This window comes from Exiguobacterium aurantiacum, from assembly GCF_024362205.1.
Classification (GTDB): Bacteria; Bacillota; Bacilli; order Exiguobacteriales; family Exiguobacteriaceae; genus Exiguobacterium; species Exiguobacterium aurantiacum_B.
Genome location: NZ_CP101462.1, coordinates 2,018,060 through 2,036,948, shown reverse-complemented (window position 1 = coordinate 2,036,948; position 18,889 = coordinate 2,018,060). Strand labels below are relative to the sequence as shown.

Here is an 18,889-nt window from a genome sequence, read left to right as displayed (position 1 = left end):
AGATAGGAATATAGTTGTGATGAGGAGGAAAACAAGTGATGAAAGCTGTACAGGTCATCGGTTACGGGGACGTCGATCAATTACAAGTCGTCGATATCCCGATTCCGAGCCTAAAACAAGGAGAAGTGCTCGTGCGCGTGAAGGCGTGCGGGATTAACAATACCGAGATTTGGATGCGCGAAGGAGCGTACGGGACGGACAAAGAGTCCGGCTGGCGACCAGAAGGGGTCCAGTTCCCACGAATCCCAGGTTCTGATATCACGGGTGAAGTCGTGGAAGTCGGCAGTGGGGTTGAGGAATCGATGGTGGGCCGTCGTGTCATCCTGTTTCCGTTCACGTCGAGCGGGCCAGACGGGACTGAACATATCGCAGATGATATGTCGTTCATCGGTTCAGAGTACGATGGTGGGTATGCCGAATATGTCGCTTGGCCGGCCGCCCTCTGTTACGATATGCCGCTCGACAGTTTCGTCGATAGCGCCGTCTTCACGGTGAGCGGATTGACGGCGTGGCATATGAATGAACAGATTGAGATTCAGCCGGGGCAGACGATCGTCGTCACCGGTGCGAGCGGTGGGGTCGGTTCGTTCAACGTCCAAATCGCGGCAAACGTGCATGGTGCGAACGTGTTCGCCATCGTTGGTGACTTGAAAGATGAAGCGAAGCTGAAAGAACTTGGCGCGAGCCGTGTTTTTTCATACCGCTCCGAGACGCTCGCCGACGAGATTCTCGAGGCGAACGGCGGGCCGGTCGATGCCGTCCTTGATGTCGTCGGTGACGCCTTGTTCGCGACGTCGCTCGAGGTGTTGAAAAATGGCGGTAAGTTCTGTATTTCCGGTTCGGCCGGGGGACAACAGACGAACCTCGACTTCCGGAAGCTGTATTTGAAACATATCACCATGTACGGCTCCGTACTCGGCACGCGGGCAGAGTTCCAAGCGATGCTCGAGGCGATTGAGGCTGGTAAGATTCGGCCACTCGTCGATCGGACGTTCCCGCTCGCTGAGGCGCGGGACGCCCAAACGTATTTCAAGCAACGGGGCAAGTTTGGGAAAATCGTTCTCGTCCCATAACGAAAAGAGAGGAAACCGGACAACGATGTCCGATTTCCTCTCTTTTTATGCTGCTACTTTCGCCCGGTCGATGACCGAGACGAGACGCCGGAACTGTTCGAGCCAAAACTGGAAGAACGGGCCAATCAGGAAAATCGACAACACCGTCCCGAAAAAGACTGGTCCGCCGAGCACCCAACCGATGAGACAAGCCGTCAGTTCCATCCACGTCCGCATCATGCGGACCGACGTGTTGAACCGGTCGGCCAAGGCGAGTGTCAACCCGTCACGTGGGCCGGCCCCGTAGCCGATGGCGACGTACAAGCCGGCACCCATCCCGATGACGAAGATGCCGAGAATGAGCCAGGCGATGTTGAGTGCGATGCCGTCAAGTTGCGGCAACCAATGATGGTCGAGAATCAAGTTCATGAACACGCCGACGAAGACGGCGTTGACGAGCGTCCCGAACTGGGGCCGAATCCGGTCCAATATGTACTTGCAGAGGACGAGCAAGAGACCGACGAGCAAGATGATCGTCCCGACGGAAATCGGGGTGTGCCGGGCGAGCCCGAGATGGAGCACGTCCCATGTCGATACGCCGAGGTCGGCCGTGATCATCATCGAAGACCCGAGGGCGAGCAAGAACAGACCACCCATGAATAACGCCCACTTCAAACTGATTCGTAAAGATTGTACCCATACCGCGTGCATGATGGTCGCCTCGATTCCCTAAAATGTTCCATCATCATAACATATCTGGTTTCAACACAAGAAAAAAACGCCTCGGACAAGGTCCGAAACGCTTGGCTTACTTTTTAGGTGTTGATGTTTTTTTTGCTTTGTTCTTTTTATAGTAATCGTAGACGAACGGTGCGACCGCCGTCGCGACTTTAATGAGTGTACCAAATTTACCTTTTCTAGCCATGTTGCTGCACCCCTTTCTGTTCTAATGATGTATATTCCACCGGTTCCAGAAATGAAAACATATTTCATACAGTTTCGTCTAATGTAACACCGGTAGCCATGTCCCATAATGGGGGGAGGAGGCGAAAAAGATGAAGACGATAATCTGGTATCAAAACGATTTACGGGTCGATGACCATCGCCCGCTCGAGGAGGCGCTCCGTCATGATGATCCGATTGAAGGCCACTACCTCATTCCGCAAGAAGAGCTGATTGAAAACCGGTTCGGCCATATTCCGCTTGGACCGCGGCGACTTCACTTTTTGAACGAGGCACTCGACGACTTGGCCGGTTCGCTCGCAGCGCTCAACATCCCGCTCTTCGTGCATGTCGGTCATCCGCTCGACATGTTCGACCCAACCGACCGCTTGTTGTTCCAACGAGCGATCGGCTATAACGAACGGAGACGTGGACGTGAGGTCATGACCGCATGGCAAGGCGAGTGTCAGGTGTTTGACGGGTTCACCCTCTATCCACGGGACGAGATTCCGTTCGAGAAATTGCCATTCCTCTTCACCGAGTTTCGGAAGGCAGTAGAGGCTGATGCGAGACCAGACCGCTTGATTGAGCGCTCGCCTGCGAAGGAACTGCGCTCCGTCGATTTTCCAATCGCTTATGAACAGCCGGAACGTGACGCACGGACTGCGTTCCCGTTTCGAGGCGGGGAACGGGCGGGGCGAGAGCGGCTCGCCGCCTATTTGGACGGTCCGGTCCGGACGTATAAAGAGACAAGGAACGGCTTCGGGGTCGACGACTCATCGAAGCTGTCGGCGTATCTAGCCAACGGCTCGTTGTCACCGCGCCGGGTGCTGCATGAGCTCGAGCAACATGAGCGGTCACACGGGGCGAACGAGTCGACGTATTGGCTCTATTTCGAACTGCTTTGGCGCGAGTTCTTCCAATGGGTTGCCCTCGAGCATGGGAAACGACTGTTTCGCGCGCAAGGCATCCGTTCGAAACAGAAGACATGGGGTGTGGACGATGACGTCATCGCGCGTTGGCAAGTGGGCGAGACGGGCGTCGATTTTGTCGATGCGTTCATGCGCGAATTGAACACGACGGGATGGATGTCGAACCGGGGCCGTCAAATCGTCGCGAGCTACTTTGCGAAAGAGCTTGGGCAGGACTGGCGCATCGGTGCGTCGTATTTCGAATCGATGCTGATTGACTATGATGTCGCCAGCAATACCGGCAATTGGGCGTATCAGGCCGGCGTCGGCAACGACTCGCGGGATCGCCGTTTCAACATCACGCGGCAACAAGATACGTACGACCCGACCAGTGCGTTTCGTAACAGTTGGTTGTGACGAAACTGTCATGAGAAGTCATCGTTTCTGATTGACTTCTTTTTACAGACAGTGCTATAGTAAGGACAACAGATGGGATACCTGAGGTGTACGAGAGCCGCCTTCGTTATTTTGAGCCAACACTTTGAATACGGGAGACCGAACTGCCATCCAGATCAACTGCCTCATCACGTGCAGGAGGACTTGTGAAGGGGACGCTAGGTCACCCACCTGCTTAAGCAGGTTCAAAAGCAGGGCATCGTCACGGCACTCCGGGTCCCATCGATTTTATTGTAAAACGTCGCTAGACGTCTTTTTTTTGATTATAATTCCGAGTAAAATAGTGTGAGAAAATAGAATTAATTTGGAGGAAGAGTATGTTACACCAGTTTTCACGAAATGAGTTGGCCATCGGTCAAGAAGGTTTAGAAGCATTAAAAGGTAAGACGGTCGCCATCCTCGGTGTCGGCGGTGTCGGGTCGTTCGCGGCCGAGGCACTCGCCCGGAGCGGTGTCGGACGCATCGTCCTCGTCGATAAGGACGACATCGACATCACGAACGTCAACCGTCAAATCCACGCGCTCTTGTCGACGGTCGGGCAACCGAAAGTCGAAGCGATGGGAACACGTCTCCTCGACATCAACCCGGAGCTCGAGCTCGTCAAATTGAAAATGTTTTATACGGAAGAGACGTTCGAAGAGTTCTTCGCCCAAGACCTCGATTTCGTCATCGACGCCTCAGACACGATCATCTATAAGATTCATTTGATTGTCGAGTGCAAACGTCGTGGCATCCCGGTCATCTCGAGCATGGGCATGGCCAACAAGATGGACCCGACGCGCATCAAAGTCGTCGACATCAAGGATACGACATACGACCCGATCGCCAAAATGGTCCGGACGCGTCTCCGTAAAGAGCGCATCCATAAAGGCGTCCCGGTCGTCTTTTCAGACGAGTCGCCGATCGTGACACGCGAAGACGTGAACGAGGTCGTCGGGAAGAAAGATGCCCCGATCCGTAAAGCGAAGATGCCGCCGAGTTCGAACGCGTTCGTCCCATCGGTCGCCGGCCTCGTCGCAGCAGGGTATGTCATCAACCAAATGCTTGAGACAGCTGGTGTCGAGATCAACCGCATCCAGAAATGAAAAAACGACGCGGCTCAAAAGAGTCAGCGTCGTTTTTCCCAATAATCGAGTCGTTTTTGCAGCTGTTGCTCGAAGCCACGGCTCGTCGGTGTATAATATTTAGGACGTTTTCGGGCCAAGTTCTCCGGCCAGTAGTTTTGCGCGACGTAGCCGTCTTTCTCGTCGTGCGGGTATTTGTATCCGGCACCGTTGCCGAGCTCGCGGGCGCCTGGGCTGTGCGCGTCACGGAGATGGACCGGTACCGGACCGCCTTCGACCGTGCGGACGTGGTGAATCGCCTTATCGATGGCGGTGATGACCGCGTTCGATTTCGGTGCCGTCGCGAGATATAGGACGGCCTGTGCCATCGGGATCCGTGCCTCCGGGAAACCGACGTGTTCGCTCGCGCGAGCGGCCGCATCGACGATGACGAGCGCGTTCGGGTCACTGAGCCCGATATCTTCGGCCGCATGCACATAGAGCCTGCGCATGATGAAGCGCGGTGATTCGCCGGCCTCGATCATGACGGCGAGCCAGTACAGTGCCGCGTCCGGGTCCGAGCCGCGAATCGACTTAATCAACGCCGAGATGACGTCATAGTGCCGGTCACCCGTCTTGTCGTACTTGATGGCTTTTTGTTGAATCGACTCCTCGGCGACGTCGAGTGTGATTTGAATCTTGCCATCGACCTCGGGCGTCGTCAATACGGCCAGCTCGAGGGCGTTCAACAGGACACGGTAGTCACCGTCCGCCATTTTGATATAATGGTCCACGGCGGCTTCCTCGATTTGGACGAGATAGTTGCCGAGTCCCTTTTTGTCAGCGAGAGCCCGCTCCAAGACGACACGAAGTTCGTCTGGTCCAGGCGGTTCGAGCCGAAACACGGTCGCGCGCGACAGCAACGCCGCGTTGACCTCAAAACTCGGGTTTTCGGTCGTCGCCCCGATCAAGATGAGCTTCCCGGCCTCTAGTGCCGGGAGCAGGGCGTCTTGTTGCAGTTTATTGAAACGATGAATCTCGTCTAAAAATAAAATCGTTCGTTCTTGCTCGAAATCAAACCGGGACTCGGCCTCGCGGATGACGCTCCGGAGTTCATCGAGTTTGGCCGTGACGGCGTTCAATTGCACGAACGTCGCTTTCGTATAATTCGAGATGACGCGGGCGAGCGTCGTCTTGCCCGTTCCCGGCGGTCCATACAAGATAATCGTGCCGAGGCGGTCGGCCTCGATGGCCCGCCGCAGCAATTTGCCTTCGCCGATGATGTGGCGTTGACCGATGACTTCGTCTAACGTTTCAGGCCGCATCCGATTGGCGAGCGGGCCGCTATTCGATTGCTGAAATAAATCACTCATACGTACACATTCCTTTCGACAAACGTTTGTTCGATTAGTATAGCAGAAGGAGACATGAAGATGAAAATATCTACAAAAGGTCGTTATGGATTGACGATCATGATCGCACTGGCCCGGGAAACGGACAATAAACCGCTCAGCTTGAAAAAGATTGCGGCCCGGCATGACTTGCCGGAACATTACTTAGAGCAATTGATCGGTCCGCTCCGCAACGGCGGGCTCGTCAAGAGCGTCCGCGGGGCGTACGGAGGCTATCAGCTCGTCAAACCGGCGACGGACATCACGGCTGGAGAGATTATCCGCCTGCTCGAAGGCCCGCTCACAATCGTCGAAGACTCAGAAGCGGACGATGCCGTGAAACGGAAGCTATGGGATAAAATCAAAGCCGCAATCGAGAAAGTACTCGAAGAGACGACACTTGCAGATCTCGCTGAAGAGGATTCAGACGGCTATATGTTTTATATTTAAAGGTGAGGTGAACGAACATGAATTACTTTGATCATGCCGCAACGACGCCGATGCGTCCGGAAGTGCTCGAAGCGATGACGCCCTATTTGCTCGAGCAATACGGCAACCCGTCGAGCATCCACGGCATCGGACGGACGGCGCGCGCCGCACTGGATACTTCGCGCCGGACGCTCGCCACGTGGATCGGGGCGACCCCGAACGAGATCGTCTTTACATCAGGCGGCACCGAGTCGGACAACTATGCGCTGTTCGGTACGGCTTATGCGAATCAACATAAAGGCAAACATGTGATTACGACGAAAGTCGAACACCACGCCGTCTTGCACGCGATGGAGCAACTCGAGCGGGAAGGCTTTGACGTGACGTATCTCGATGTCGACGCGACGGGTGCGGTGACGCTTGACTCCGTTCGTGCTGCACTTCGGGACGACACGATTCTCGTCTCGGTCATGTACGGCAACAACGAGGTCGGCACACTTCAACCGATTGCGGAAATCGGGGCGCTCCTCGCCGACCATCAGGCCTATTTCCATACGGACGCGGTCCAAGCGCTCGGCACGGAAACGATTGACGTCAAGGCGCTCGGTGTCGATTTATTGTCGGCCTCGGCCCATAAAATCAATGGCCCGAAAGGTATCGGTTTTCTTTTTATGAAAACAGGTGTAAAATTAGCGACGCGTTCTTTTGGAGGACAACAAGAACGGAAACGTCGAGCCGGCACGGAAAACGTTCCGGGTGCCGTCGGGTTCCAACAAGCAGCCGAACTGGCTAAAATCGAACAGGCCGAACGGGTGAACGCCTATCATCAAATGGCTAAGGCGCTCTTCAAGCGACTCGATGAACTCGGAGTCGAGTATGACGTGAACGGGGCGAATCGCTTACCGCACATCGTCAACTTGTATCTCCCGGGCATCGAACTTGAACCGTTCCTCATCATGATGGACATGCGCGGCTTTGCCATCTCGAGCGGCAGTGCTTGCACGGCCGGGTCGATTGAACCGTCACACGTATTGACGGCGATGTTCGGGACGTCGGATCGGACGAAACAGTCCATCCGCATCAGCTTTGGACATGGCAACTCGGTCGCAGACGTGGAGCGGCTCGCCGAACGACTCTCTGAGGTCGTCTCGACATTCACGAACGGAGTGAGATAAATCATGAACTTACGCACAAAAGCCCCTGCCGAGACGACGGTCGTCGTCGGGATGTCAGGCGGCGTCGATTCATCGGTGACGGCCCATTTGCTGAAAGAGCAAGGCTATAACGTCATCGGAATCTTTATGAAAAACTGGGATGATACGGACGAGAACGGTGTTTGTACGGCGACCGAAGACTATGAAGACGTCATCGCGGTCGCCAACCAAATCGGGATCCCTTACTACGCGGTTAACTTCGAAAAAGAATATTGGGACCGCGTGTTCGAATACTTCTTGGCCGAGTACCGTCTCGGACGGACGCCGAACCCGGACGTCATGTGTAACAAGGAAATCAAGTTCAAAGCGTTCCTTGAACATGCGCTACGCCTCGGAGCCGATTTCGTCGCGACCGGGCACTACGCACGGGTCGAGTATGTCGACGGTGAGCATCGACTTCTTCGTGGGAAAGATGACAATAAAGACCAAACGTACTTCTTGAACCAGTTGTCGCAAGACCAACTCGCGCGGACGATGTTCCCAATCGGTCATATGGACAAGAAAGATGTCCGTGTCATCGCCGAGGAAGCGGGACTCGCGACAGCGAAGAAAAAAGATTCGACGGGCATCTGCTTCATCGGAGAGCGCAACTTCAAAGAGTTCCTCTCGGAGTACTTGCCGTCACAACCAGGCATCATGCAGACGCTCGATGGGGAACAAAAAGGAAACCATGACGGGCTCATGTATTACACGCTCGGTCAACGCCACGGCCTCGGCATCGGCGGCGACGGGGACCCATGGTTCGTCGTCGGCAAAAACGTCGAAGAAAACATCCTCTACGTCGGCCAAGGGTTCCATCATGACGCGCTCTATTCGGATGCGCTGCTCGCATCGAAGTTATCTTGGACAGGTGTCGTACCAACAGGTGAGTTCCGGGCGACGGCGAAATTCCGCTACCGTCAACAAGACGTGCCGGTGACAATCGCGCCACTTGAAAATGGCGAAGTGCTCGTCAAATTTGATGAGCCGCAACGCGCCATCACGCCAGGCCAAGCGGTCGTCTTCTATGACGGCGACATCTGCCTCGGCGGTGCGACGATTGACGAAGCGTATCGAAACGGAAAACGACTCGACTATATCGGATGAGGTGATGAGGATGAACGCAAACGAATTAGGCATCCAAGCGATGCAACAAGGTGAGTTCGAACAGGCGGCCAAGCAGTTCAACGCTGCCATCGAAGCGGACTCAACCGACCCGACTGGTTACGTCAATATGGGTACGCTCCTGCAAGCAATCGGTGACCATGAACGGGCCGTCGTCTTTTACGATAAGGCGCTCGAACTCGACAACGCGTTCGGCGCGGCGCATTATGCGAAGGGAGCACTCGCCTATGAGCTCGAACAGCTCGACTTGGCCGAGGCTTCGCTTCGTCAGGCGCTCCTTGCCGGGATGGACGACGCCGACCTTCATTTCATGCTCGGCTTGACGTACAAGGCGATGGGCGATTTCGTCCGGGCGTTGCCACGTCTTCGCGAAGCGATGAAGCAGGCGCCGGAAGACGTCGAGATCTCGTTCCAGTACGGGCTCGCGCTCGCTCAGAACGAACAGCTCGATATGGCCGTTGAAGCGCTCGAGCATACGCTCGACCTCGACGCGAGCCATACTGACGCCCGCTACAACTTGGCGATTGCCTACGCCTTCCTCGGTGAACAAGACAAGACGTACGCCGAGCTTGAGCGTGTGCTCGAGTTGCAACCGGACCACGCGCTCGCCTTTGACGCGAAAGCGAAAATGGATGAGCTGCTCGGTAACTAAATCAATAAAGCGCTTCTCGCAGTTTTTGCGAGAAGCGCTTTTTGTTAGTCCCAATAATGGAAGATGACGTTACCAATTGTTTCTGGTTCCCAATATTCGATTTCTCCGCGTTCCGCCTTGTTCAGAAACGGCTGTAGCGACAAATCGAACCGCTCATTCAACTCTGCCGCTGACGGAATTTGATATGGATCAGGAAACAAGTCGGTCAATTCAGGTACATCGATGTACTCGTATTGAAACGGTTCGAGTTTGGAGATGCCGATGACGGGATAGTTTCTGCTGAGCAACACATAGATGTTGCGCCCGTGGACGGTGATCGTCGCTTGGTGATAGTTTGGGGTGACCGAATCGCCGAGGATGATACTACACGTCCCACCTTCCAGACGGGCGTAATCGAAACAAATCGTTTTGAACATCCTCACGTCGGATCCGGGAGCGGAACAGTCGCCGTATGAAAATCCGGTGATACATTCAGGAAGGATGAGCGTCATGTGGACACCTCCCCGATGATCCAAATCAAAAAATTACAAGTCGTCAATAACAGCGTGCCGGCGAGCGCGATATAACTCCAAGCGATACTCTTACCTGATTTAGCCCGACGTACACCGTCGATCAAGATGAGAAAAATTGCAGCGCAAGAGACGAACGCCAATGCTGCAAAAGAAGTCGGGCGGTCGAGCGTGGGAAACGCATCGATCATGAAATACAATATAAACGTGAGCAAGCCGAGACACGTCGTGATAAGAAGCGGGAAAAAACGCATGTGGCACAACCTTTACCATTTTTTCTCATCTTATCATGTGGTTCATCGAGTGCATATGCATTTCAGAGTTGCTTCGTCGTGATCTTCACCGGCTCGCCAGCGAACTCACCGTAGGCCTCATCCATGTTTTTCGTGTATAGCTCGATTACGTTCTTGCTCGGGTCTTTGAAGTAGGCCGAGCGCTCTTTACCGTTGACCGTCTCGTCTTCGTCCCATGTCCGCAGTTTTGTAGGAATGTTCGACGTCTCTAACACTTCAAGCGCCTGATCGAACGACTCCATCGGGACGAAGAACGCGCAGTGGACGTGGGCGCCGCCCTCGTCATAGAGTGTCTCCCACTCGGTCACATCCTCTTGACGATTCGACTCTTCTTCTGACGTGAAATCACGCTTCAGCCAAAGACCGAGGCGTGTGTTTCCGCCGACATAAAGCCACGTCGCCCAAGGTTCGTCCGCCTGTTCTTGCGCCTCGCTCGGTTCGGCGTCGTCCCCGACCCACTGCTCGACGACAGGAAGCCCTAACTTGCCGTGCCAAAAGTCGACGGCCTCCGCCATGTCAGTCACTTCTAATACAAGTTCACACAGACCACTGATTGGTATCCGCTTCGTCATACATAATCCCTCCTTCATAGGTTCACTCGAACAGTTCCCGCTTTGATTCGACGAAAAACGTGCATAGCCGTCCAAGTGTTCGGGAAATGGATTAGCAATGTGAGAGGGGAGAAATCATATGCGGATGATTAGTTTGGTCAGTGTCGTTATATTTTTCATCATCGAATGGTTCATGCTCGGTCGGCTGTTCTCTGCCGTCGACGAACGTCTCGCGATGGGCGAGTGGACGAATAATCTGTTGTTTCGTGTCGTCGTCGAGTCGGAGCGGGCGACGACCGTGCTGTTAGTCTTGTTCGCGACGTTCTTCGTGCTCGGCATCATCATGCACTGGGTGTTGTCGGCCAATCGGTCCTGGTCCGTGACATTTAGTGCGGTCGGGATGGCCTGGGTCGTTCCGGCCCTGCTCGCGATTGTAGCTTGGTTCATCCCGAATCCGTATATTCAGTTAGTCATCATCGTGTTACAGCTGTCGTTTATCCCGCTCATCCCGTTCGTCGGACAGACGGTGCGGCTCGGTCACGTCGTCCTGAACTGGGGTGTCCATGTCGTCGCCGCAGGTCTCGTACTGTTACTGCAACGCCCATCACTCGAGCAATTGTTTCGTGTCGAGCGGACCGAACTGTTCGAGCGGCTCGAAGGTTATGTCAATTCGGGCGAGTTAGAAAGGTTCGAACGATTGCTTGAAACCGTGGACTTGGAGCAACTCGAGCGCATCTTGAATCGAATCGATGTCGACCAATTGATTCGAATTCTCGAACGTGTCGATCTCGACCAGCTCGAGCGTATCCTCAACCTGTTCAGTTAGGTGATTTGTCCTATCGTTTCCACTCGGGCTATAATGGGGGATGGAAAACTAGCTGGAGGTGGCTCGAATGATGGCAGCACCTTACGAGTTGACAGGAAAAGTCATCCGCGTCCTGTTTCAATCGGAAGAAGAAGCGCACACGATCGCGCTCGTACGTATAAAAGAAAAGAATTTTGAGACAGACGAGACCGAGATGGTCATCGCCGGCGTCGGCGTCGGCATCGAGAAAGGCGAGACGTACAAAGCGCACGGGCGACTCGTCGACCATCCTCGGTTCGGGAAACAAATGAAGGCCGAGTGGATTCGCCGGGTCGTCCCGATGACGAAGCGCGCCGCTGTCCGTTTTTTGACGAACGGTTCGTTCCCGGGCATCGGACAAAAGACGGCTCAAAAAATTGCCGATGCGCTCGGAGACGACTGCATCGACCAAATCGTCAAGCATCCGAGTATCTTGTCGAACGTCGACGGTTTGAAAGAGAAACAGGCCCGCGTCATCACCGAACGGTTGAACATCTTATATGGGGTCGACCAGTTGCTCTTGTTTTTGGCGCCGTTCGACGTGACACCGCGACTCGCCTCGAAGATTCATAAAGAATATGAGGGAAGGGCCATGGAGACGATTGAAAAGAATCCATACGCTCTCATGTATGACGTCCCTGGAATCGGCTTCAAGACGGCCGATGCCATCGCCGCCCATTTCGGGATCCAAGGGATTCACCCGGAGCGGATCGCAGCGGCTGTGTTGTACGTGCTCGAGCTCGAGCAAGGGAACGGGCATTTGTTCGTCACGGCCGACCAGCTCGCCAGTGAGATGCCGCGCATCATCGGCGGCGACCCGGGTGAGGCGCTCGTCTCGGCACTTGAGACGCTCGCGAACGATGAGCGTGTCATCGTCGAAGACGGGGTCGTCTATCATCCACGAGTGTACCGGGCCGAACAAAAAGCGGCCGAAGAACTCGCGCGCATCATGTCGACCTCGACGACGGAAGATGTCGATATGACGACGATCTTTGACGCGGTCGGACGCGTCGAAGAGATGTTTTCAATCGAGTATGCGAAACAACAGCGGGAAGCGATTGAGCTCGCCTTGAAGTCGCCGCTCATGGTACTGACCGGGGGACCGGGTACCGGGAAGACGACCGTCGTCCGCGGCATCATCCACGCGCTCAGCGACGTGTTCGACTGGAAGCTCGAACCGGTACAGAACCAACCGTTCCCGTTCGTGCTCGCCGCACCGACCGGCCGGGCCGCGAAACGGCTCAGTGAGTCGACGGGCTTACCGGCCTCGACGATTCACCGTCTTTTGAAGTTCGACGGCAGCTCGTTCCAAGTCGATGACACAAATCCGCTCGTCGGAAAAGTGCTCATCGTCGACGAGGCGTCGATGATCGATATCTTCTTGTTCCGCAGTCTGCTGCGGGCCGTACCGAACGGGATGAAGATTCTCTTCGTCGGGGACCGAGATCAATTGCCTTCGGTCGGACCGGGCCAAGTGCTCGCCGATTTGATGGCGACCGATGGCATCCCCGTCGTCCGTCTCGATGTCGTCCATCGACAGGCGTCCGAATCGAGCATCCTGCGCTTAGCGCACGCGCTCAACGCGAAACAGATGCCGGACGATTTGCTGGCGGCACTGCCGGACCGTCGCTTCTATACAGCCAACCAAGAGACGGCACTCCAGGCAATCTGTCAAATGGCCGGGGCCGCGCTGCGGAAAGGTTATTCACCGTTCGATATCCAAGTGCTCGCGCCGACGTATCGCGGGGTTTGTGGCATCGACGGGTTGAACGAGGCGCTCCAAAACGTGTTCAATCCGAAGTCGGCGGCCCGTGAAGTGAAACACGGCAACCGGACGTACCGAAACGGGGACAAGGTGCTCCAACTCGTCAATAACGCCGAGGAAAACGTCTATAACGGCGATATCGGAGAGATCACGAATATCTTCTACGCGAAAGAGAACGTCGACAAGGTCGACAAGATCTATATCCGCTTCGATCAGACCGAGGTCGAATATAACCGGAGCGAGTGGGACCAGTTCACCCACGCCTATGCGATCACGATCCATAAGTCGCAAGGGTCCGAATTTCCAATTGTGCTCATGCCCGTCTTCTTCAACGGCGGCTTCCGCTCGTCGCGCAACTTGATCTATACGGCCGTCACCCGGGCGAAGAAGAGCCTACTCTTGTTCGGGGACGTGCGTGCGCTCGAGGCGGCGACACGGGAAGAGGAGCCGGTGCGCCGGACGAAACTCGTCGAACGGCTAGGCGGCAAGTCTTGACGTCTCCCGATTGACGTGTGATAATGACGAATAGAAAACTGAAACGATTAAAGACGATGAAGGAAATGAGTACGTCGTAACCGCCTCACCAGAGACATCTTCCTAGGCTGTGAGAAGATGGGGGTCCGGTCGACCGAAGCTAGTCTGGAGTCCCCACTCACCCTGGGCGCCTCATCCGCGTTATCGGATGTTCGAGGCACGGCTTTGCCGTGCGAACGAGGGTGGTACCACGAAGCGATGCTTTCGTCCCTTTCCACAGGGATGAGCAGCGCTTTTTTTCGTTTCGTTTAAACTGAAGGAGGAATTGTTGATGAAACCGCTCAAACCATTAACTGGCGCACAGATTCGCCAAATGTATTTAGATTTCTTCAAATCAAAAGGACACAGTGTCGAGCCGAGTGCCTCACTCGTACCGGTCGAGGATCCGACGCTTCTTTGGATCAACTCAGGTGTCGCGACGCTTAAAAAATACTTTGATGGTCGCGTCATTCCAGCCAACCCACGCATCGTCAACGCCCAGAAGTCGATTCGGACGAACGACATCGAGAACGTTGGGAAGACGGCTCGTCACCATACGTTCTTCGAGATGCTCGGAAACTTCTCGGTCGGTGACTACTTCCGCGAAGATGCGATCAAATGGGGCTGGGAACTCCTCACGAGCGACGAGTGGTACGGACTCGACCCGGACCGCTTGTCCGTGACGATTCACCCAGAAGATGAAGAAGCCAAACAACTTTGGCTCGCACTCGGCGTGCCGGCTGACCGTATCATCCCGCTCGAAGAAAACTTCTGGGAAATCGGGGAAGGTCCGTCTGGCCCGAACACGGAAATCTTCTTCGACCGCGGACCGGCTTTCGGGGACGACCCGACCGATCCGGAACTGTACCCGGGCGGCGAGAACGAACGCTACCTGGAGATCTGGAACATCGTCTTCAGTCAGTTCAACCATGACGGGCACGGCAACTACACCGAGCTCCCACGCAAAAACATTGATACAGGGATGGGTCTCGAGCGGATGGCGAGCGTCATGCAAGACGTGCCGACGAACTTCGACACGGACTTGTTCATGCCGATCATCCACGAGACAGAGAAAATCAGCGGTGAGACGTATCGCACCGACAGCAGTAAAGACGTGGCGTTCAAAGTCATCGCCGACCATATCCGCACCGTCTCGTTCGCGATCGGTGACGGGGCACTCCCATCGAACGAAGGACGCGGCTACGTGCTTCGTCGTCTGCTCCGCCGTGCCGTTCGTTATGCGAAGATGCTAGGCATCGAGCGTCCGTTCATGTATGAGCTCGTCGACGTCGTCGGTGACATCATGGTTGATTTCTATCCAGAAGTCCGTGAGAAAAAAGACTTCATCAAAAAAGTCGTCAAAAACGAAGAAGAACGTTTCCACGAGACGCTTCATGACGGTCTTGCTATCTTGAACGAAGTCGCGAAAGCGCAAAAAGCGGCCGGTTCGAACGTCATCAGCGGCGAAGACGCGTTCCGTCTTTACGACACGTACGGATTCCCGCTCGAATTGACGATTGAATACGCCGAAGATCACAAGTTGACGGTCGACGAGGACGGGTTCAAACAAGCGATGAACGCCCAGCGTGAACGCGCTCGGACAGCCCGTGCCGACGTCGAGTCGATGCAAATCCAGTCAGGTGTTCTTGCTGAAATCACGCTCCCATCGTCATTCGTCGGCTACACGAACCTCGGGACCGAAGCAAAAATCATCAGTTTGATTCACAATGGCGAGCTCGTCGATGTCGTCGCGGCTGGCGAAGAAGCACAAGTCATCCTTGACCAGACACCATTTTACGCCGAGAGCGGCGGACAAATCGGTGACAAGGGACAAATCGTCGGGTCGGACTTCGTCCTGCACGTGAAAGACGTCTCGAAAGCGCCGAACGGCCAGAACTTGCATACGGTCACGGTCACATCAGGTGTCGCTAAGGCGGAAGTCGCGGTGACGGCGACGGTCGACAAAGACTCACGTCAAGCGATCATCAAAAACCACACAGCGACGCACTTGTTGCATCGCGCGTTGAAAGACACGCTCGGCGAGCACGTCAACCAAGCGGGTTCCCTCGTGACACCAGACCGTCTTCGCTTCGACTTCTCGCACTTCGGTCAAGTGACGGCTGAAGAACTTCAGTCGATCGAGCGTCAAGTGAACGAACGCATTTGGGCGTCGATTGCTGTCGATATCGAAGAGATGAACATTGCCGACGCGAAAGCAAAAGGTGCGATGGCACTCTTCGGTGAGAAGTATGGGGATGTCGTCCGCGTCGTCGCGGCCGGTGACTCGGTCGAGCTTTGCGGTGGTTGCCACGTCGGCAACACGGCTGAAATCGGACTCTTCAAAATCTTGTCGGAGTCAGGGATTGGAGCCGGCACACGTCGCATCGAGGCAGTCACGGGAGCTGGGGCTTACGAAGTGATGAACCAGCACATCGAGACGCTTGAGACAGCAGCAAAATTGCTCAAGACAAAACCGCTCGAAGTGCCGACTCGTGTCCAAGCGCTTCAAGCTGAAATGAAAGAACTCGAGCGTGAGAGCGAATCGCTCAAAGCGAAACTCGCCAACATCGAGGCGTCGTCACTCACGGATGCGATTGAGACGTTCGGAGATGTTCAGTTGATCGCTAAGCGCGTCGACGGACAAGATATGGATGCGCTCCGCGGCATGGTCGACGAATTGAAAGGCAAGCTCGGTTCAGCCGTCATCTTGCTCGGGTCGGCGAACGGCGACAAGGTCAATCTCGTCGCAGGTGTGACGAAAGACTTGAACGACCGCGGCTTCCATGCCGGGAAATTGATCAAAGAAGTGGCGACACGTTGCGGCGGTGGCGGTGGCGGCCGTCCTGATATGGCGCAAGCCGGAGGCCGTGATGCGACAAAACTGGATGAAGCATTGAAGTTTGCTTCACATTACGTTCAATCACTGGCATAATAGAGTGTGAAGTGCAAACGGAAAGAGGTGGATTCTTGTGAGCCAAATGGATCGCACGATGCAATTCAATTTTCCAGAAGATGATAATCGAGCCAACACTCGGGAGACGCTGATCACGGTGTATCAAGCACTCGAGGAGAAAGGCTACCAACCGATCAATCAAATCGTCGGATACTTGTTGTCAGGTGACCCTGCCTACATCCCGCGTCATAACGATGCGCGAAACTTGATTCGCAAAATCGAACGAGATGAACTGCTCGAAGAGTTGGTCAAATCGTATTTGAACGATCGTAGAGAGGATTAATATGAAGCGAGTCATGGGGCTCGATGTCGGTTCGAAGACGATTGGGGTCGCCGTGAGCGACCTCATGGGATGGACGGCGCAAGGTGTGGAGACGGTCTACTGGACCGAGCCGGACTTTGACGAAGCCGTCCGTCTGCTCCGACCGATCATTGAGCAGTACGATGTGAAAGAAGTCGTCGTCGGTCTCCCGAAGAATATGAACGGGACGATCGGGCCACGAGGTGAGGCATCAGAGGCGTTTGCAGCTGCCCTTACCGAGGCGACGGGCTTGCCGACGGTTCTCGTCGATGAGCGCCTGACGACTATGCAAGCGGAGCGGATGCTCATTTCAGCAGACGTCAGCCGAAAAAAGAGAAAAGCCGTCATCGATAAGATGGCAGCCGTCATGATTTTACAAAATTACCTGGATCGTGCAGGCAAATAAGGAGGAATTACTCATGGCAGAAATCCGTCGTGAAGAAGAAATGTACCGTATTCCAGACGAAAATGGAGACGAGCATTTATTTGCAGAAATTTTCCGGATGACGAGCGACCGCTCGAAGAAGACGTTTGTCGTTCTTGAGCCGGTCGGCAATCCAGAGACTGAAGATGAGGATGACGACACAATTGAAGTGTACGCGTTCGAAATCGAAGAGCTCGAAGAAGGCGAGTTCATCTTGAAGCTCGTCGAAGACGATGCTGACTTCGAAGAAGTCATGGAAGCGTTCGATATCGTCAATGACGAAGTTGGTTTAGACTAATACGTGGACGGGCGACTAGGGGAAACCCTCGTCGCCCATCTTCATAACAGAAGAACAGGGGAGAAATGCGCATGAACCATCCATCGATGTTTGATGAGAAGCGTGCACGTAACCGGATCGTTCGGCGAATTACGGTCATCATCCTTGCTGTCTTTCTTCTAGTGATCGCCACAGGTGCCGCGGTGTCGTATGCGTTCGTGAAACGATCGCTCGAACCCGTCGACCCGTCTTCGACCGAAACGGTCGAGGTCGAGGTTCCGCTCGGTGCAGGTTCTGGGTACATTGGTGAACTACTCGAAGAGAATGGGCTCGTGAGGAATAGCACGATTTTCCGTTTTTACACACGGTTTAAAAATGAATCATCGTTCCAAGCGGGGACGTATACGTTGTCTCCGTCACAGTCGCTTGACGAGTTGATTTCCACGCTGAAGACAGGGAAAGTCATTGTCGTTCCGGACATCAAATTGGTGATCCCGGAAGGATTTACGATCGATCAGGTCATCGCGCGTCTCGCAAAACAAGCGGATATTCCGAAAGAAGAAATCTCGGACCAACTGAGTGATGAAGAGTATATCCGCTCGCTCGTCAATGAGCATGAGATGTTGACGGACGAAGTGCTCGCCGACGGGATTTATCACCCGCTCGAAGGGTATTTATTCCCGGCGACGTATGAGTTCGACAAAGGTGTCACGCTCACTCAGATCATCGATGAGATGCTCAAGCCGACCGAACAACTTTATCTCGAATACGGGGATGCGGTCGAAGCTTCGGGACGTACGTTCCATGAGACGCTCTCGCTCGCCTCGGTCGTCGAGAAAGAAGCGGTCTCGACGGAAGACCGGCAAGAGATTGCCGGCGTCTTTGAGAATCGTTTGGCCGATGGCATGAAGTTGCAGTCTGACCCAACCGTCTGGTACGGTACCGGGGAGACATCGATTTTCACATCGTTCAACGACCTTCAAAACGATTCGCTGTATAACACTTACCGTTATGAGGGAATCCCGATTGGACCGATTGCTGCGGTCAGTCGTGACGCGTTTGTCGCCACGCTCAACCCGAACGATACGGATAACGTTTATTTCTACGCCCGCCCACCGCGTGAAGGGTTCCCGAATGGGGAAGTCTTGTTCGAAGTGGAGTATGAGGCGCATCAACAGAACGTCAACAAGTATCGCCCGGAATGGGAAGCGTTCGAAGAAGCAAACAACAATTGACGGATATGCGACCGGAAGCCTTGGCTTCCG

General features: G+C 54.7%; 19 protein-coding genes and 1 other RNA gene. 15 read left to right on the top strand and 5 right to left on the bottom strand.

Features of this window, described 5'->3' with window-relative positions; genetic code table 11:
- Positions 1 to 38: 38 nt before the first annotated feature.
- Complete coding sequence (locus NMQ00_RS10580; protein WP_255176663.1) at positions 39 to 1,073, top strand: zinc-binding dehydrogenase; 1,035 nt, start codon at positions 39 to 41, stop codon at positions 1,071 to 1,073.
- Positions 1,074 to 1,118: 45 nt separating this feature from the next.
- On the opposite strand, the gene NMQ00_RS10575 is transcribed toward NMQ00_RS10580, so the two are convergent.
- Positions 1,119 to 1,727, bottom strand: a complete 609-nt coding sequence (locus tag NMQ00_RS10575; RefSeq protein WP_255176662.1) for a YczE/YyaS/YitT family protein — start codon at positions 1,725 to 1,727, stop codon at positions 1,119 to 1,121.
- A gap of 380 nt (positions 1,728 to 2,107) precedes the next feature.
- Between NMQ00_RS10575 and NMQ00_RS10570 the strand changes: the two genes are divergently transcribed.
- From NMQ00_RS10570 to NMQ00_RS10560, 3 genes are all read left to right on the top strand, one after another.
- Complete coding sequence (locus NMQ00_RS10570) at positions 2,108 to 3,322, top strand: DASH family cryptochrome (protein WP_255176661.1); 1,215 nt, start codon at positions 2,108 to 2,110, stop codon at positions 3,320 to 3,322.
- A gap of 75 nt (positions 3,323 to 3,397) precedes the next feature.
- Positions 3,398 to 3,584: non-coding RNA, 6S RNA (ssrS, locus tag NMQ00_RS10565), on the top strand.
- A 94-nt stretch (positions 3,585 to 3,678) separates the two neighbouring features.
- On the top strand, positions 3,679 to 4,446 hold the full coding sequence (locus NMQ00_RS10560; RefSeq protein WP_021066918.1) for a tRNA threonylcarbamoyladenosine dehydratase: 768 nt from the start codon (positions 3,679 to 3,681) through the stop codon (positions 4,444 to 4,446).
- A gap of 23 nt (positions 4,447 to 4,469) precedes the next feature.
- Here the strand turns inward: NMQ00_RS10560 and NMQ00_RS10555 are convergent, their stop codons facing one another.
- The gene (locus NMQ00_RS10555; RefSeq protein WP_255176660.1) at positions 4,470 to 5,777 is read right to left on the bottom strand and encodes a replication-associated recombination protein A; all 1,308 of its coding nucleotides are present in this window, start codon (positions 5,775 to 5,777) and stop codon (positions 4,470 to 4,472) included.
- Between the two features lie 60 nt (positions 5,778 to 5,837).
- On the opposite strand from NMQ00_RS10555, the gene cymR reads away from it, so the two are divergent.
- From cymR to NMQ00_RS10535, 4 genes are read left to right on the top strand one after another with little or no spacing between them, the layout of a single operon-like run.
- Complete coding sequence (gene cymR, locus NMQ00_RS10550; RefSeq protein ID WP_021066920.1) at positions 5,838 to 6,245, top strand: cysteine metabolism transcriptional regulator CymR; 408 nt, start codon at positions 5,838 to 5,840, stop codon at positions 6,243 to 6,245.
- A gap of 17 nt (positions 6,246 to 6,262) precedes the next feature.
- The gene (locus NMQ00_RS10545; protein ID WP_255176659.1) at positions 6,263 to 7,399 is read left to right on the top strand and encodes a cysteine desulfurase family protein; all 1,137 of its coding nucleotides are present in this window, start codon (positions 6,263 to 6,265) and stop codon (positions 7,397 to 7,399) included.
- A gap of 3 nt (positions 7,400 to 7,402) precedes the next feature.
- Positions 7,403 to 8,524 carry a tRNA 2-thiouridine(34) synthase MnmA gene (mnmA, locus tag NMQ00_RS10540; RefSeq protein ID WP_255176658.1) on the top strand — a complete coding sequence of 374 codons (1,122 nt, stop codon included), beginning with the start codon at positions 7,403 to 7,405 and terminating at the stop codon, positions 8,522 to 8,524.
- A 10-nt stretch (positions 8,525 to 8,534) separates the two neighbouring features.
- Positions 8,535 to 9,194, top strand: coding sequence for a tetratricopeptide repeat protein (locus NMQ00_RS10535; RefSeq protein WP_255176657.1), 660 nt, complete (start codon positions 8,535 to 8,537; stop codon positions 9,192 to 9,194).
- A 44-nt stretch (positions 9,195 to 9,238) separates the two neighbouring features.
- Here NMQ00_RS10535 and NMQ00_RS10530 read toward each other — a convergent pair whose 3' ends face one another.
- The 3 genes from NMQ00_RS10530 to NMQ00_RS10520 form a co-directional block, all read right to left on the bottom strand.
- Positions 9,239 to 9,610 (bottom strand): hypothetical protein, encoded by a 372-nt coding sequence (locus tag NMQ00_RS10530; RefSeq protein ID WP_255176656.1) that lies wholly within the window; start codon positions 9,608 to 9,610, stop codon positions 9,239 to 9,241.
- 71 nt (positions 9,611 to 9,681) lie between these two features.
- On the bottom strand, positions 9,682 to 9,957 hold the full coding sequence (locus NMQ00_RS10525) for a hypothetical protein (protein WP_255176655.1): 276 nt from the start codon (positions 9,955 to 9,957) through the stop codon (positions 9,682 to 9,684).
- 62 nt (positions 9,958 to 10,019) lie between these two features.
- On the bottom strand, positions 10,020 to 10,568 hold the full coding sequence (locus tag NMQ00_RS10520; RefSeq protein ID WP_255176654.1) for a VOC family protein: 549 nt from the start codon (positions 10,566 to 10,568) through the stop codon (positions 10,020 to 10,022).
- A 118-nt stretch (positions 10,569 to 10,686) separates the two neighbouring features.
- Here NMQ00_RS10520 and NMQ00_RS10515 point away from each other — a divergent pair, with 118 nt between their 5' ends.
- The 7 genes from NMQ00_RS10515 (at position 10,687) to mltG (ending at position 18,859) form a co-directional block, all read left to right on the top strand.
- Positions 10,687 to 11,373 (top strand): magnesium and cobalt transport protein CorA, encoded by a 687-nt coding sequence (locus tag NMQ00_RS10515; protein WP_255176653.1) that lies wholly within the window; start codon positions 10,687 to 10,689, stop codon positions 11,371 to 11,373.
- A gap of 70 nt (positions 11,374 to 11,443) precedes the next feature.
- Positions 11,444 to 13,651: an SF1B family DNA helicase RecD2 gene (gene recD2, locus NMQ00_RS10510; RefSeq protein WP_255176652.1), complete on the top strand. Its 2,208-nt coding sequence runs from the start codon at positions 11,444 to 11,446 to the stop codon at positions 13,649 to 13,651.
- Positions 13,652 to 13,961: 310 nt separating this feature from the next.
- A complete protein-coding gene (alaS, locus tag NMQ00_RS10505; protein WP_255176651.1) occupies positions 13,962 to 16,601 on the top strand; it encodes an alanine--tRNA ligase in 2,640 nt (879 codons plus the stop codon).
- Between the two features lie 37 nt (positions 16,602 to 16,638).
- Positions 16,639 to 16,905, top strand: coding sequence for an IreB family regulatory phosphoprotein (locus NMQ00_RS10500; RefSeq protein WP_029595797.1), 267 nt, complete (start codon positions 16,639 to 16,641; stop codon positions 16,903 to 16,905).
- 1 nt (position 16,906) lies between these two features.
- A complete protein-coding gene (gene ruvX / locus NMQ00_RS10495; protein WP_255176650.1) occupies positions 16,907 to 17,329 on the top strand; it encodes a Holliday junction resolvase RuvX in 423 nt (140 codons plus the stop codon).
- A 13-nt stretch (positions 17,330 to 17,342) separates the two neighbouring features.
- Entirely contained in the window at positions 17,343 to 17,645 is a 303-nt protein-coding gene (locus NMQ00_RS10490) for a DUF1292 domain-containing protein (protein ID WP_255176649.1), read from the top strand.
- 71 nt (positions 17,646 to 17,716) lie between these two features.
- Positions 17,717 to 18,859 (top strand): endolytic transglycosylase MltG, encoded by a 1,143-nt coding sequence (mltG, locus tag NMQ00_RS10485; protein ID WP_255176648.1) that lies wholly within the window; start codon positions 17,717 to 17,719, stop codon positions 18,857 to 18,859.
- Positions 18,860 to 18,889: the final 30 nt, after the last annotated feature.